The organism is Desulfovibrio sp. SGI.102 (genome assembly GCF_050314315.1).
In the GTDB taxonomy this organism is placed as follows: Bacteria; Desulfobacterota; Desulfovibrionia; order Desulfovibrionales; family Desulfovibrionaceae; genus Desulfovibrio.
The window spans coordinates 61,256-74,121 of sequence record NZ_JBNPNC010000006.1 but is presented as its reverse complement, the minus strand read 5'-3'; the positions used below and the strand labels follow the sequence as shown (position 1 = coordinate 74,121).

Genomic DNA, 12,866 nt, shown 5'->3' with positions numbered 1-12,866 from the left:
GGCCTGGGCCCAGCCCGCCGGGAACACGTCCAGCGGCATGGGGCGGCACAGGTCGCAGGCAGGCTGCAACCAGTGCAGGACCACACGACCTTTGCGCCGCAAACGCAGGGGCGGCAGGCACAGCAGCCCGGCCCTGTCTGCCAGGGCGTTGAGCTCGTCCACCGTATGCCCGGCCGGTACGGGGCGGCCGTTTTCCCGTCCATCCGCGCACACCAGCACGCACTGGCCGCCGGGACGCAGCAGACGCCGGATCTCGCGCAGGCAGGCGGACAGATCGCCTGCCCAGAACGCGGGTTCGAACGCGGTGATGACGTGGAACATCTCCGCCGGGAACGGCAGGGCGGGGAACGCGCCCCGGCAAATGCGGATCCTGCCCCGGGCCACGTCATGGCGGTTGCGCACCGTGGCGGCCGATACCGCCCAGATCGAGGACCACGTCGCGCACCCGCAGCCGCAGGGAACGCACGACCTCCCGCTGCACGGCAGCCTGCCCGTTCTGCTTCAGGTACAGGGTAAAACGCCCCCAGACGTCCCCGGGGCGGATGATATGCTGCCAGATATCCATGCTTTGCTCCTTGCATGCGGCCCCCCCCCAGAAAAAACTTGCCTTGCATGCCCTTCCCGTATATCTTAATTGAAAATGAAATTCAATTTATTTAAAAGGACCCCTGCATGAGACCCAGCCACGTCTGTGAGGCATTGCATCATCTGGTGCGCATCCGGCAACCCGTGTTCCTCTGGGGGCCGCCCGGTGTAGGTAAAAGCCGGCTGGTGGCCGACGTGGCCCGCCGCCAGGGCCGCAAGCTCTACGACCTGCGCGCCGTGCTGCTGGACCCGGTGGACCTGCGCGGACTGCCCCGCATCAGCGATGAGGGCATCACCTCCTGGTGCGTGCCGGAATTCCTGCCCCATCCGCAGGACACGGAGGAAGGCATCCTCTTCCTGGACGAACTCAACGCCGCCCCCCCTCTGGTACAGGCCGCCTGCTACCAGCTCATCCTCGACCGGCGCGTGGGCCAGTACCGCCTGCCCGACGGCTGGGCCGTGGTGGCCGCGGGCAACCGCGAGAGCGACCGGGCCGTGACCTACCGCATGCCTTCGGCCCTGGCCAACCGCATGGTGCATCTGGATGTGGAATGCCATATCGACGACTGGCTGGACTGGGCCCGTAACAACGGCATCCGCGAGGAGATCCAGGCTTTTTTGCGCTTCCGGCCGCGCCTGCTGCATGATTTCGATCCCCGTTCCTCGGACAGGGCCTTCGCCTCGCCGCGCTCCTGGGAGTTCGCCTCCCGCATCCTCGATGCCGCCCCGGACGGCCCGCTGGAAGAAGAGCTGCTGGCCGGGACCATAGGTCAGGCGGCCGCGGCGAAACTGAGCGGCTTTTTGCGGGAATGGCGCCACCTGCCCAGTGTGGAGAGCGTCCTCAGCGATCCCGAAGAAGCCCCCGTACCTGCCGACCCGGCCTCCCTTTACGCCCTGTGCGAGGCCCTGGCCCTGCGCACCGCGCCCGCTACCATGGAAGCCCTGGCCGCCTATGCCGGACGCCTGCCCGCCGAGTTCGGCGTGCTGCTCATGCGCGATGCCGTCCGGCAGGATCCCGCCGTGGTGGAAAGCGAGCCCTTTGCCCGCTGGGCCCGCGACAATGCCGAGGTCCTGATGTGAACAGGGACGATCTTCCTGCCCTGCCCCGTGCACCCCTCTCCCGGGGCGTGCGTGTCCCCTCCTCCGTCAGCCGCCGGGTTCCCGCCCCCGCGGCCAAAGACACCCGCTCCACACCAGACGCCGCGGTATGCCCGCCTTCCCCGGAAACGCCCGGGACGACACGGCAGGATCCCCGGCCGGAGCGCCCGTCCGCGTCACAGGGCATGCGCCACAGCCCTGCGGCGGACGTTCCGGCCCCCCCTCTGGAGCAGCGCGCCCTCACGGCAATGATCCGGGCCCGGGCGGACCTGGTGCTCCGGCAGCCCTTTTTCGGCTCCCTGGCCCTGCATCTGGCCCTGAAGCCGGACAGCACCTGCCGCCACCTCTGGACCGACGGCCGCACGCTGGGCTTCAATCCTGTCTGGGCGGCCACCCTGCCCCACGAGCGGCTGGTGGGGGCCCAGGCCCACGAAGTCATGCATCTGGCCTGCGCCCATCATGTCCGGCGCAACGGACGCGATGCCCGGATCTGGAACGAGGCCTGCGACGTGGTGGTGGACGCCCTGCTGCTCGGTGCCGGATTCCGGCTGCCGCAGGGCCATCTGGAACATCCCGAATATGCGGGACTCAGCGTGGACGAGGTCTACATCCGTCTTGCCTCCCTGCAGGACACGCCCCTGCACGGCGGCGCGCAACAGCAGGCCGCCGGACGCAGCCCCCGGGAAAAGGGCTCCGACCAGCAGAGACATGACGGCCGGGAGCGGCAGGACGCCCCCGCGGCCGCGCCCTCCCGTGCAGGAGAGACTGACGAGGCAGCCGCCCCGGAAGCCGCGGGCACCGCCCGCCCTGCCGGGGACAAGCCGGAAAGGGAGCAGCCTGTCCCGTATTTTTCCGGTGAGGTCCGTGACCATCCCCTGCTGGAAGACGGCCAGGGAGACGCGCGCCGCAAGGCGGAACAGGAGGCCGAGCTGCGTCTGGAGCAGGCCCTGCAACGGGCGCGACACATGGGCCGCGAGCCCGCGGGCTTCAGCCGCCTGTTGCGCGGCGGCCGCCACGATGGCGGCACGGACTGGCGCGGCCTGTTGCGCCGCTTTCTGGAGAACTGCGCCCTCAACGACTACACCTGGAGCGCGCCCAACCGGCGTTACCTGCATCACGGCATCTACCTGCCCGGACGGCAGGAGCAGCGCATCCCGCAGCTGGCCGTGGCCGTGGACTGTTCGGGCTCGGTGGACGATGCCGCCCTTTCCCTGTTCTGCGAGGAGCTGTCGTCCATCCTCGCCGCCTACGAGACGGAGCTGGTGGTCATCTTCCACGACAGCCGCGTGCAGGCCGTGCAGACCTTCCGGCGGCAGGACCTGCCCCTGCATCTGGTCCCCGTGGGCGGTGGCGGTACGGACTTCAGGCCCGTGGGCCGCTGGCTGGACGACAACGGCCTGCGTCCGGCCTGCCTGCTCTGGTTCACGGATCTGGAATGTTCGTCCTTTCCCGACGAGCCCGCCTGCCCCCTGCTCTGGGCCGTCTGGGGACAGGGAGGGGAACAGCCCCCCTTCGGCGAGCTGCTGCGCCTGCCCGCCGGAGCCTGACCATCAAGGAGCCTGTATGCGGATCACCTGGAAAATAGAAAAAAAGCGCGGCAACCTGCGCCCTGTCCTGACCTATACCGTCACCCTGGAAGACTTCGAACGCCAGCTGGCCACGCCGCCGCTGAGCATCACCTCGCTCATCCCCGAACCGCCGGAATCCTGGCAGGAACACTGCTGGCCCGGGCAGCACGAACGGGCCGGACAGGACGATGCAGGCGAGCGGCCCTGCTACCAGCTCTCCATCCCGTCCCACAAGGGGCGGCACGGCAGCCAGAGCCTGCGCCTGCCCTGGCGTGAGGACAACAGCTATCCCGAAGTGGAGGCCTCCTTCCGCCTGCTGCGCGAAGCCTTTGCCAGCGAACTGGAACGGGCCGGGGCCAGCCGCCCCATGCATGAGGAAAACAGCCTGGAGCTGGGCGGTACGGCCCTGCGCTCCGTGGCTCCGGCCATCCTCGGCCAGCGTTTTCTGGAAGCCGTGGGCAAGGCCTAGGCCTGCCCGGGATCTTTCTTCTTTTGCCCTTCCTCCAGCCTGCCTGCCGGATCGCGATGCTCCCGGATCACCGGACAGCTTGCGCTCCGGCAGGAAATCATGGAACAATCCGCCATCGCGAATCATGAAGCCGCAGGACATGACATGGCCAGGAACAAGGAAGGCACGCAGCCCCTGTGCCCGCTCGAATACGGGCTGGACATCTTCAACGGAAAATGGAAGACCCGCATCATCTGCCTGCTGGGTGCCAGCGGCACCTTGCGCTACAAGGAGATCAGGGACAACCTCGACGGCCTGACGGACGCCGTGCTTGCCGCCACCCTCAGGGACATGGTGAACGACCGGATCGTAGACAGGCGCCAGTACAAGGAGATACCGCCGCGCGTCGAATACTCCCTGAGCGAAAAGGGTGCCTCCGCCCACAAGATACTGCGCAGCATCTGCTGCTGGGCCGTGCGCTACTGCCCCCTGCCGGAAGAATCCCTGCCCCCCTGCAAAAAGGTCGGGGGCTGCCCTCTGTAAAAAAACAGGGGCGGTCTCCCGCCCCTTTCCGCATCTGCCCGTTTCCGGGCTTCTTCTAAAAGATGTATTCGTTCTCCCGCCGAGCCTTCAGGCGCCGGCTGAAATCCCGCGCGAAATCGAGGTAGCTTTCCACATCCATGTGCTTGGCCCCCGCAGGGCAGCTGCGGATGCAGCGGAAGCAGGAAAGGCAGCGCGTGCCGTCGATGCTGCGATGGTCGGCCGCGATGGCCTGCACAGGGCACAGGGAGGCGCACAGGCCGCAGTCCGTACAGGCCTCGGAGGTCAGCGGCACGAAACCCACGCCCCTGCCCTCTCCCCGGTACGGACGCTGCCCCTTGATGGCCAGCGCCACGGGGGAGGCAAGATCGCCCTGCCTGGCTGCCAGCAGCTGCTGCACGAAGCGGCGGTTCTCGGCGGCATCCCCGGCATCGGGACGCCCCACCTGGATCTCCCCGAAGGTATGCTGCCCCACCAGCGCCGCCGCGCCCTGGACGATGAAGCCCTGACGCTGCACGATGTCCTGCAGTTCCAGCAGGGAATCATCATAGTCACGGTTGCCGTAGGTGATGCTGATGATGCAGGGGGTCCGGTGGCCGTGCACCTGCTCCAGACGCCCGGCGGCCACTTCCGGTACCCTGCCGTTATAGCAGGGCACCGAGAACACGACGACGTCCCCGGGACCGAAATCCCCGGCAACGGCGCCACAGGTGATGTCCAGCTCGGCAAAACCTTCAGGAGCCAGGGCCGCGGCAAGGCTGAGCGCGGAGCGCTTGCTGCCGCCGGTGGGAGAAAAATACAGGGCTGTGACGTTCATGGATGTCTCCTTTGCATGATTTTGCGGCAGCATAGCCCGTAACCACGGCATCCCCCAACAAAATCAGCCGGCCATGAGCCACTATGCTCCGGCAAAGCGACCCCGGAACAACGTCCCCGCCCTGCGGCAGGACGGCCTGAGCCCTGTCGGCTCAAGTCCTCACAGCGCGTCCCCGGCCGCAGCGTCTTCGGTGAGCATGTCGCGCAGGCGGCGTGCGGCCAGGCTCAGGGTATGGCCGTCGTATTCCAGCAGGCTGATGCTGCGCGACGGCAGCTCCTCCGCGAGCCGCAGGGCGAACACCTCCCCGGCGGCCAGGGCCTCTCTGGCGGCCACTTCCGGCAAAAAACCGATGCCCAGGCCGTGCCGGGCCAGATCCAGCACCAGCCCCGTAGTGTCCGGCTCCATGGCCGGGGCAAAGTCCACGCCCCGCGTCTTGCACATGCTCTCCAGGAATTCGAAAGTGAGGCTGCCCTGCTTGTGACAGATGAAGGGGTGCCGCATCACTTCATCCAGGGGCACGTCCCTGCCGCGCAGCTGCCCGAAGGCCGACGAAGCCACGAAGACGTCCCGCAGCGGGCACAGGCGCGTCTCCTTCAGGGCCCGGAAACCGCCGCCGGGCACGGCGGCCACGGCAAAATCGATGGCCCCGGACTTGAGTTCATCGATGGCCTGCCGGGACGTACCGCCGAACAGCCGGAGCCGCACCCCCGGATACAGGGCATGGAAGCGGTCCAGCCGCGGCAGCAGCCAGTGGCGCAGGGCCGTCTCGCTGGCCCCCAGGGCGATGCTGCCCGATTGCAGGCCCACGGCCTGCTCCAGCTCTTCCCGGCCCCGGCGGAACTGCTCGCAGCCCGCCTCCACATGGGCGTAGAACATGCGGCCTTCGGGCGTGAGCTCCACGCCGCGCCGGTTGCGGATGAACAGACGGCAGCCCAGCTCGCGCTCCAGGGCCGCCATGGAGCGCGATACCGCGGGCTGGCTGGTGAACAGCATGGCCGCCGCCCGGCTGAAATTGCGGCAGCGCGCCACCTGGTAGAATATCCGGCAAAGCTCCCAGTTCAGCTCCATGCGCTCTCCTGTTATGCATTTTTGATATATCTACGATATCAACTAAGCATTTTACCGTATCAGGGCCCCTTGCTATAGGCAAGCGCAGCACTTCTCCAGCAACAGATTTCCAACCAGGGACCTTGAACGATGAACCGCGGATACATTTTCATCTTTCTTGCCACCGTGTTCTTCAGCTCCATGGAAGTGGCCCTGAAGACCGTGGCCCATGATTTCAACCCCATGCAGCTCAACTGCACCCGCTTCCTCGTGGGTGGCCTGCTGCTCATCCCCTTTGCCCTGCGCGGCCTGCGCCAGCACGGGTCACGGGTCACCGCCGCCGCATGGAAAGGCTTTGCCTGGCTCGGCTTCGTGGGCCTGGTGGTGAGCATGATGTTCTACCAGATGTCCATCCTCTACGCTCCGGCCTCGGTGGTCAGCGTGCTGTTCAGCTGCAACCCCGTGCTGGTGCTGGCCTTCGCCTATCTCATCCTGCGCGCCGACATCCGGCCCCAGCACATCACCGCCCTGGTCATGGAAGTGGTGGCCGCCCTCATCATCATCGACCCGCTGCACACCACGCTCGATCCCGTGGGCATCACGCTGGTGCTGCTCTCGGCCGCCACCTTCGCCCTTTATGCCGTGCTGGGCAAAAAGCAGTGCGCCCAGTACTCCGGCGTGGCCGTCACCTGCTTCAGCTGCCTGGCCGCCAGCGCCGAGATGATCGTCCTCATGCTCATCAGCCACATCCCCGCCGTGGCCGATGCCCTGCAGGCCGCCGGTCTGCCCATGTTCGCCGCCATGCCCTTCTTCAGCGGCTACACCACGGGCAACCTCCTCAACGTGCTCTATATCTGTGTTTTCGTCACCGCGGGCGGCTATGCCTGCTACTTCATGGGCATGGAAGCCACCTCCGCCATGCAGGGCTCGCTGGTCTTCTTCTTCAAGCCCGTGCTGGCGCCCATCCTGGCCATGCTGATCCTTGGCGAGGAGATCCCCTGGAACATGTGGGCCGGTATCGGCCTCATGCTCGTGGCCTCCGAGGTCTCCATGATCCCCACCTGGGAAACGCTCCTGTCCGTGCGCCCCTTCATCATCGACCGCATCCTTCACCGCCAGCATTGATCCGGCGGGGGCGCCCCTCCTCCGTCCCCCGCCGGTATCCGGCCCGGATAAAACCGGGCATAAAAAAAGGACGCTGTACAGCGTCCTTTTTTTCATACTTGCCCGGCCGGCCGCCGGCAGCTTTCTTTCCTGGTATTCATCAACTCCAGCCGGCGACCACGGCAAGCCCTGTCCTGGGACAGGAAAAGAGGATCAGACGGCTGGGGCTCAGGCCCGGCCTTCCTGCCGTTCACGCCAGCGCACGATGTCCGCCACGGCCAGCAGGGGCAGGTCGTTGGCACGGGCAAAGTCCGCCACCTGCGGCAGACGCGCCATGGTGCCGTCATCGTTGGTCAGCTCGCACAGCACACCGCAGGGCGGCAGGCCCGCCAGGGACATCAGGTCCACGGTGGCCTCGGTATGGCCGCGCCGTTCCAGCACGCCGCCGGGACGGGCCCGCAGCGGGAACACATGGCCGGGATGGCGCAGGTCCTCGGGACGCGCGCCCTCGGCCACGGCGGCCTTGACGGTGGTCACCCTGTCGGCGGCGGAAACGCCGGTGGTCACGCCCTCGGCGGCCTCGATGGAGATGGTGAAAGCGGTCTGCTGGGTATTGGTGTTGTGGGCCACCATGGGCGGCAGGCCCAGGCGGGTGGCGCGCTCGTCGGTAAGGCACAGGCACACGATGCCGCTGCAATGGCGGATGAGGCGGGCCATCTGCGCATCGGTCAGGCTGTGGGCGGGATAGATGAGGTCGCCTTCGTTCTCGCGATCCTCGTCGTCCACCACCAGGACGCCCCTGCCCGCACGCACGGATGCCAGGGCGCGTTCCATACGCGTTTCCCAATCACCAAAAGAAGCCAGGATATCGGGGGACTGATGCATCATCGTCTCCTTGGTCGGCCCGGACGGGCCGGAAGATGTGCATCAGGGCACGGCTGCCGTGCGCGCTGCGGGGCGGCCGCCAAGACCGTCCTTTTTTGCGCCCCACACGGCAGAAAAACGAACCGTTCTCTTTCATCCGGACTGTTACCGTCGGCTCCGGGATCTCACCGGTATCTGCTGACCCGCACCACGTTGCATGGTACGGCGCTCGCGGGCTCATGCGGAAAACCGCCATCACCGCCGGTGGGGACTTGCACCCCGCCCTGAGAATGGAGCCACCATACGCCCGCCTCCCACGTTTGGCAATCCCCGGCCATAAAAACCGGAAACCTCCCAGACTGCCGGGAACAGGCCAAAACGTATGGTCGAAGCGCATGGGGCTACCTTTCCCCGTTTTTGGAAAAGTTTTCCATAGCATGTTGACAACTAGCCGTCCCACCTTACTTCTATGTCAACAAGGAAAAATATCAGGAGGCATTGAAATGAGCCTTATCCGTGTATATCCCCAGCATTGGTTCTCTCCCCGCAACGCCCAGCAGCCCGAACAGAGCTTCCAGCCCCTGGACCGCCTGCATCACGATATCGACCGTCTGTTCAATGGTTTCTTCACGCCCGGCTGGCCGACCAGCCTGATGGACAAGCCGCAGGCCGACATCCGTCCCAGCCTGGACATCCACAGCGACGACAAGGCCTACACCATCCACATGGAAGTGCCCGGTGTGGACCCCGATGAGGTCAAGGTCGAAGTCCGTGACGGCATGCTGACCGTTGAAGGTGAAAAGAAGATGGAAAGCTGCGCCGCCCCTGCCGCCGAAGGCGAAAAGGCGGAAGCCAAGGAACCCGTCTGCCATGTGCAGGAACGCGTCTACGGCTCCTTCTGCCGCCAGATCGGCTTGGCTGAAGATGCTGATGTGGAAAACATCAGCGCCAGCCACAAGAACGGTGTGCTGACCATCGTCATCCCCCGCAAACAGCCTGAAGCCCCCGCCGCCCGTTCCATCACGGTGCAGAAACAGTAATCCCCCCTCTTGAAGGACCCTCCTCCGGCTCCCACTCCTCGGGGAGCCGGACCGCCCGCAACGGGCGGACTCCACGGCCTGCCGCGCACGCGGCAGGCCGCTTTTTTTATGCGCGACCGGACAGCGGCCGCGTGTCCCGCCTTTCCCCGCCCTGCTGCGCACCCGGACACCCCCGCTGAAGGTAAGGACTGCACGACGCCCTGCGGCACGCCCGGCTTCGGGCAAAGCGCTTCCCCGGCCCTTTCCGCCTTCCGGTCCTTAAAAAAGCCTGCGCGCCCCCGATCCCGCAACATACGGCTCCCGGCGGACCGCCTGCCCCACGCCCGGCACTGCAAGTATCCCCCCTTCCCCCGCTGCATCCCGGCCCCTCCACAGGACAGGGATGCCCGATTTCCCGGCGGGCCCGGCGTTTTCCGCAGCACGGGCACGAAAAAAGGCGGCATCCCGCGCAGGGACACCGCCTTGTCAGATTCGCTGTTCGGCTGTGGACTACTTCTTGCCCGCAGGCTCGATGACTTCCACGCCGTCCATGTAGGGCACCAGGGCCTTGGGCAGCACGATGCTGCCGTCCTTCTGCTGGCCGTTCTCCAGGATGGCGGCCATGGCGCGGCCGGTGGGCAGGCCGGAACCGTTGAGGGTGTGGCAGTAGGTGCTCTTGCCGCCCTTGGGCTTGAAGCGGATGTCCGCACGGCGGGCCTGGAAATCGATGCAGTTGGAGCAGGAGGAGATCTCGCGGTAGGTGTTCTGGGCAGGCAGCCAGACTTCCAGGTCGTAGGTCTTGGCGGAACCGAAGCCCATGTCGCCCGTGCACAGGGTGATGACGCGGTAGGGCAGCTCCAGCTTTTCCAGCAGGGTGCGGGCATGGCCCACCATGATCTCCAGCTGGTTGAAGCTGTCGTCAGGATGGGCAAAACGCACCATCTCCACCTTGGTGAACTGGTGCAGGCGGATCAGGCCGCGCGTGTCCTTGCCGGCGGCACCGGCTTCGGAACGGAAGCAGGGCGTGGCGGCGCAGTAGGCGCGGGGCAGGTCGGCCTCGTCCAGCACCTCACCGGCGTGAATGTTGGTCAGGGGCACCTCGGCGGTGGGGATGAGGTAGTAGTCCCAGGCCGGCATCTTGAAGAGGTCTTCCTCGAACTTGGGCAGCTGGCCCGTGCCGGTCATGGTGGCGCGGTTGACCATGAAGGGAGGACAGACTTCGATGTAGTCCTCGTGCTTCACATGCTGGTCCAGGAAGAAGTTGACCAGGGCGCGGTCCAGACGGGCGGCCCAGCCCATGTACAGGGCAAAGCGGCTGCCGGCCAGACGGGTGGCGCGCTCGAAATCCAGAGCGGCGCCGCCCAGCTCCCAGTGCTGACGGATATCGAAATCGAACTGGCGCGGCGTGCCCCAGCGGAGCACTTCCACGTTCTCGGTCTCGTCCTTGCCCACGGGCACACTGGCGTCCGGGATGTTGGGCACACCCATGAGCCAGTTTTCCACAGCGGCCTTGGCTTCGGCGGTCTGCACGTCCAGGGCCTTGATGCGGGCCGACAGGGCGCCCAGTTCTTCCATCATGTGGGAGGCGTCCCCGCCTTCACGCTTGATCTGGGCCACCTGACGGGAGGCGGCGTTCTGCTGCTGTTTCAGGCTTTCCACTTCGGCCAGCAACGCACGACGGCGGCCGTCCAGTTCGAGGAACTCATCCACTTTCAGCGGCGACTGCCGGTCGGCCAGGGCCTTGGCCAGCACTTCGGGCTGTTTTTGCACCAGTTTGAGGTCGATCATAAAAACTCCTGCATAGCATGCGCAATGTGGAGGCCACGCTACCACGAGCCCCCAGACCTTGCAAGACAAGGGCATTGCGTATATAAAAAGTCTCAAAACTTTTTAAAACATCTATCCTGCGAGACCTTGCCATGAAATCCGCCCGTATCACACGCCTTCTTTTCCTTTCGCTGGCGCTCATGCTGGCCATGTTCCTGACTGCCTGCGGTCCCAGCAATACCGTGCGCCTGCTTTCGCCCGCGCCTGCGGTCAATCCCGTGCTGCCCGCTCCCAATGCTCCGCGCGTGACCGTGGTGCCCTTCACCGATAACCGTCAGGACACCACCAACCTCGGCGTGCGCCGTGACGGCAGCGCCTTCGTGGCCAGCGACGACCTGGCCCAGTGGGTGAGCCGCGGCCTGGCCGACGAGCTGCGCCGCCAGGGCGTGCAGGTCTCCTACGCCATGGACGAGAACCAGGCCCGCAGCGGCAACCCCGACTATATCGTCACCGGTACCGTGGAACAGGCCTGGCTGCGTGAAGTCTCCGCCACCGAACTGGCCACCTCCATGCGCGCCACCTACCGTCTGGCGCCCCGCAGCGGCCGCGTGGTCAAGGAGACCCTCAACTCCAGCCAGAACCGCAGCGGCATCCCCACCGGCGGCGCCGCGGAAGAGATCATGCTCAACAGCATGCGCGAGCTGGTGCAGCCCATGGCCCGCAAGATCAAGGCCATCGTGGACGGCAAGTAGACAGGATATCTCAGGGGCTCCCGAAAGGGAGCCCTTCGCTTTCCGGGGCCCCGCCGCAAGCGGGGCCTTTCTTTTTTGGGACACTTGCCCCAAAATGAGACCTCGCCCCGGCCGCCGGACGCGCCGCGCCCCTGCTGTCCTCCTGCCGCAACCCCTTTCCCCGGAGCCTGCTGTGCGCGATCCCCTGGTCAAGGCCTACGGCCATGTCTACCCTGTGACGCCCGCCCTGTACGCGGCGCTGGAATCGGCCCTGCACGATGCCCTCAACGACGACGAGGACGTGCCCCTGCTCTGTCAGGAAGGCGATATGGCCCGCATCTCCATGGAAGGTTCCTACTTTCCCGAAGACGAGGTGGTGGAGGCCTTCCGCGCCCATCTGACACCGGACATGCAGGGCAAGCTGGACGTGCTCGACATGGACGGCTGGCGCCTGACCCGGCATGTGTTCACCGGCGGGCAGGTCAAAAGCAGCAGCGCGCCCCTCAACAATGTTCTGGACTATTCCGGCCATTGATGCCGGAGCCTCGCCCTTTTTCCACATTTTCCCCAAGGAGCCCGCATGGATATCGCCTCCTTCATCCGCCACGTCCCCGACTACCCCAAGCCCGGCATCCTGTTCTACGACATCACGCCCCTGCTGGCCTCGCCCGAAGCCTTCGGGGACGTCATCGAACGGATGGCCGATGCGGCCCGTCCCCTGCGGCCCACCCGCATCGTGGCCGCCGAAGCGCGGGGCTTCCTGTTCGCGGCGCCGCTGGCCCAACGTCTGGGCGTGGGCCTGGCCCCGGTGCGCAAGCCCGGCAAGCTGCCCTGTGAAGCCTTCGAGGCCAGCTATGACCTGGAATACGGCTCCAATACCCTGTGTCTGCACAAGGATGCCCTGACGCCGGAGGATCGCGTCCTCATCGTGGACGACGTGCTGGCCACCGGCGGCACCCTGGATGCCATGATCCGTCTGGTGGGCCAGAGCGGCGCCACCGTGGCGGGCTGCTGCATGCTCATGGAACAGGATGCCCTGGGCGGCCGCAAGGTGCTGGGCGACATCCCCCTGTCCGTGCTGCTGCACGTGTAGTCTGGAGCTTTGCCTTTTGTGACGGTGCAACTGTCGATGCCATAAGGCTTTTATTTTGAGGGGAGAACCCCTCGCCTAGCGCGAGAGGGGTTCCCCCCTCAAGCTCCCCCTTCCCCAGCGCGCTTTATGCAACGGCCAGTCCCTCCTGCTTTTGCAGGAGGGACTGGCCGTTTCACATGGAACAG

Annotated in this window: 15 protein-coding genes and 1 riboswitch; of the genes, 9 read left to right on the top strand and 6 right to left on the bottom strand. The window is 66.1% G+C overall.

Annotation, left to right across the window (positions count from 1 at the left end; translation table 11 throughout):
- Window positions 1-384: class I SAM-dependent methyltransferase (locus ACQRCJ_RS02925; RefSeq protein WP_427799337.1), on the bottom strand; the 384-nt coding region annotated here is incomplete at its 3' end.
- A gap of 1 nt (window position 385) precedes the next feature.
- A complete protein-coding gene (locus tag ACQRCJ_RS02920; RefSeq protein ID WP_427799336.1) occupies window positions 386-565 on the bottom strand; it encodes a hypothetical protein in 180 nt (59 codons plus the stop codon).
- Between the two features lie 107 nt (window positions 566-672).
- Between ACQRCJ_RS02920 and ACQRCJ_RS02915 the strand changes: the two genes are divergently transcribed.
- The 4 genes from ACQRCJ_RS02915 (at window position 673) to ACQRCJ_RS02900 (ending at window position 4,242) form a co-directional block, all read left to right on the top strand.
- On the top strand, window positions 673-1,665 hold the full coding sequence (locus ACQRCJ_RS02915; protein WP_427799335.1) for an ATP-binding protein: 993 nt from the start codon (window positions 673-675) through the stop codon (window positions 1,663-1,665).
- A 203-nt stretch (window positions 1,666-1,868) separates the two neighbouring features.
- Window positions 1,869-3,230 (top strand): vWA domain-containing protein, encoded by a 1,362-nt coding sequence (locus tag ACQRCJ_RS02910; protein WP_303932245.1) that lies wholly within the window; start codon window positions 1,869-1,871, stop codon window positions 3,228-3,230.
- Between the two features lie 16 nt (window positions 3,231-3,246).
- Window positions 3,247-3,720 (top strand): hypothetical protein, encoded by a 474-nt coding sequence (locus tag ACQRCJ_RS02905; RefSeq protein WP_168935333.1) that lies wholly within the window; start codon window positions 3,247-3,249, stop codon window positions 3,718-3,720.
- A 99-nt stretch (window positions 3,721-3,819) separates the two neighbouring features.
- Window positions 3,820-4,242 (top strand): winged helix-turn-helix transcriptional regulator, encoded by a 423-nt coding sequence (locus tag ACQRCJ_RS02900; protein WP_297160001.1) that lies wholly within the window; start codon window positions 3,820-3,822, stop codon window positions 4,240-4,242.
- Window positions 4,243-4,297: 55 nt separating this feature from the next.
- On the opposite strand, the gene ACQRCJ_RS02895 is transcribed toward ACQRCJ_RS02900, so the two are convergent.
- Together ACQRCJ_RS02895 and ACQRCJ_RS02890 are read right to left on the bottom strand one after the other, a co-directional pair.
- A complete protein-coding gene (locus ACQRCJ_RS02895) occupies window positions 4,298-5,056 on the bottom strand; it encodes a 4Fe-4S dicluster domain-containing protein (RefSeq protein ID WP_168935332.1) in 759 nt (252 codons plus the stop codon).
- Between the two features lie 159 nt (window positions 5,057-5,215).
- A complete protein-coding gene (locus tag ACQRCJ_RS02890; protein WP_168935331.1) occupies window positions 5,216-6,124 on the bottom strand; it encodes a LysR family transcriptional regulator in 909 nt (302 codons plus the stop codon).
- A gap of 129 nt (window positions 6,125-6,253) precedes the next feature.
- Between ACQRCJ_RS02890 and ACQRCJ_RS02885 the strand changes: the two genes are divergently transcribed.
- Window positions 6,254-7,228 carry a DMT family transporter gene (locus tag ACQRCJ_RS02885; RefSeq protein WP_427799334.1) on the top strand — a complete coding sequence of 325 codons (975 nt, stop codon included), beginning with the start codon at window positions 6,254-6,256 and terminating at the stop codon, window positions 7,226-7,228.
- Window positions 7,229-7,435: 207 nt separating this feature from the next.
- Here the strand turns inward: ACQRCJ_RS02885 and ribB are convergent, their stop codons facing one another.
- Window positions 7,436-8,092: a 3,4-dihydroxy-2-butanone-4-phosphate synthase gene (ribB, locus tag ACQRCJ_RS02880; protein ID WP_168935351.1), complete on the bottom strand. Its 657-nt coding sequence runs from the start codon at window positions 8,090-8,092 to the stop codon at window positions 7,436-7,438.
- A 120-nt stretch (window positions 8,093-8,212) separates the two neighbouring features.
- Window positions 8,213-8,367: riboswitch (FMN riboswitch) on the bottom strand.
- 207 nt (window positions 8,368-8,574) lie between these two features.
- Between ribB and ACQRCJ_RS02875 the strand changes: the two genes are divergently transcribed.
- A complete protein-coding gene (locus ACQRCJ_RS02875; RefSeq protein WP_006006980.1) occupies window positions 8,575-9,111 on the top strand; it encodes an Hsp20/alpha crystallin family protein in 537 nt (178 codons plus the stop codon).
- Between the two features lie 489 nt (window positions 9,112-9,600).
- On the opposite strand, the gene serS is transcribed toward ACQRCJ_RS02875, so the two are convergent.
- The gene (serS, locus tag ACQRCJ_RS02870; RefSeq protein ID WP_168935329.1) at window positions 9,601-10,878 is read right to left on the bottom strand and encodes a serine--tRNA ligase; all 1,278 of its coding nucleotides are present in this window, start codon (window positions 10,876-10,878) and stop codon (window positions 9,601-9,603) included.
- A 131-nt stretch (window positions 10,879-11,009) separates the two neighbouring features.
- Here serS and ACQRCJ_RS02865 point away from each other — a divergent pair, with 131 nt between their 5' ends.
- The 3 genes from ACQRCJ_RS02865 (at window position 11,010) to ACQRCJ_RS02855 (ending at window position 12,681) form a co-directional block, all read left to right on the top strand.
- The gene (locus ACQRCJ_RS02865; RefSeq protein ID WP_204625854.1) at window positions 11,010-11,609 is read left to right on the top strand and encodes a hypothetical protein; all 600 of its coding nucleotides are present in this window, start codon (window positions 11,010-11,012) and stop codon (window positions 11,607-11,609) included.
- Between the two features lie 172 nt (window positions 11,610-11,781).
- Window positions 11,782-12,123, top strand: coding sequence for a hypothetical protein (locus tag ACQRCJ_RS02860; protein WP_168935327.1), 342 nt, complete (start codon window positions 11,782-11,784; stop codon window positions 12,121-12,123).
- A 45-nt stretch (window positions 12,124-12,168) separates the two neighbouring features.
- Complete coding sequence (locus tag ACQRCJ_RS02855) at window positions 12,169-12,681, top strand: adenine phosphoribosyltransferase (protein WP_427799333.1); 513 nt, start codon at window positions 12,169-12,171, stop codon at window positions 12,679-12,681.
- Window positions 12,682-12,866: the final 185 nt, after the last annotated feature.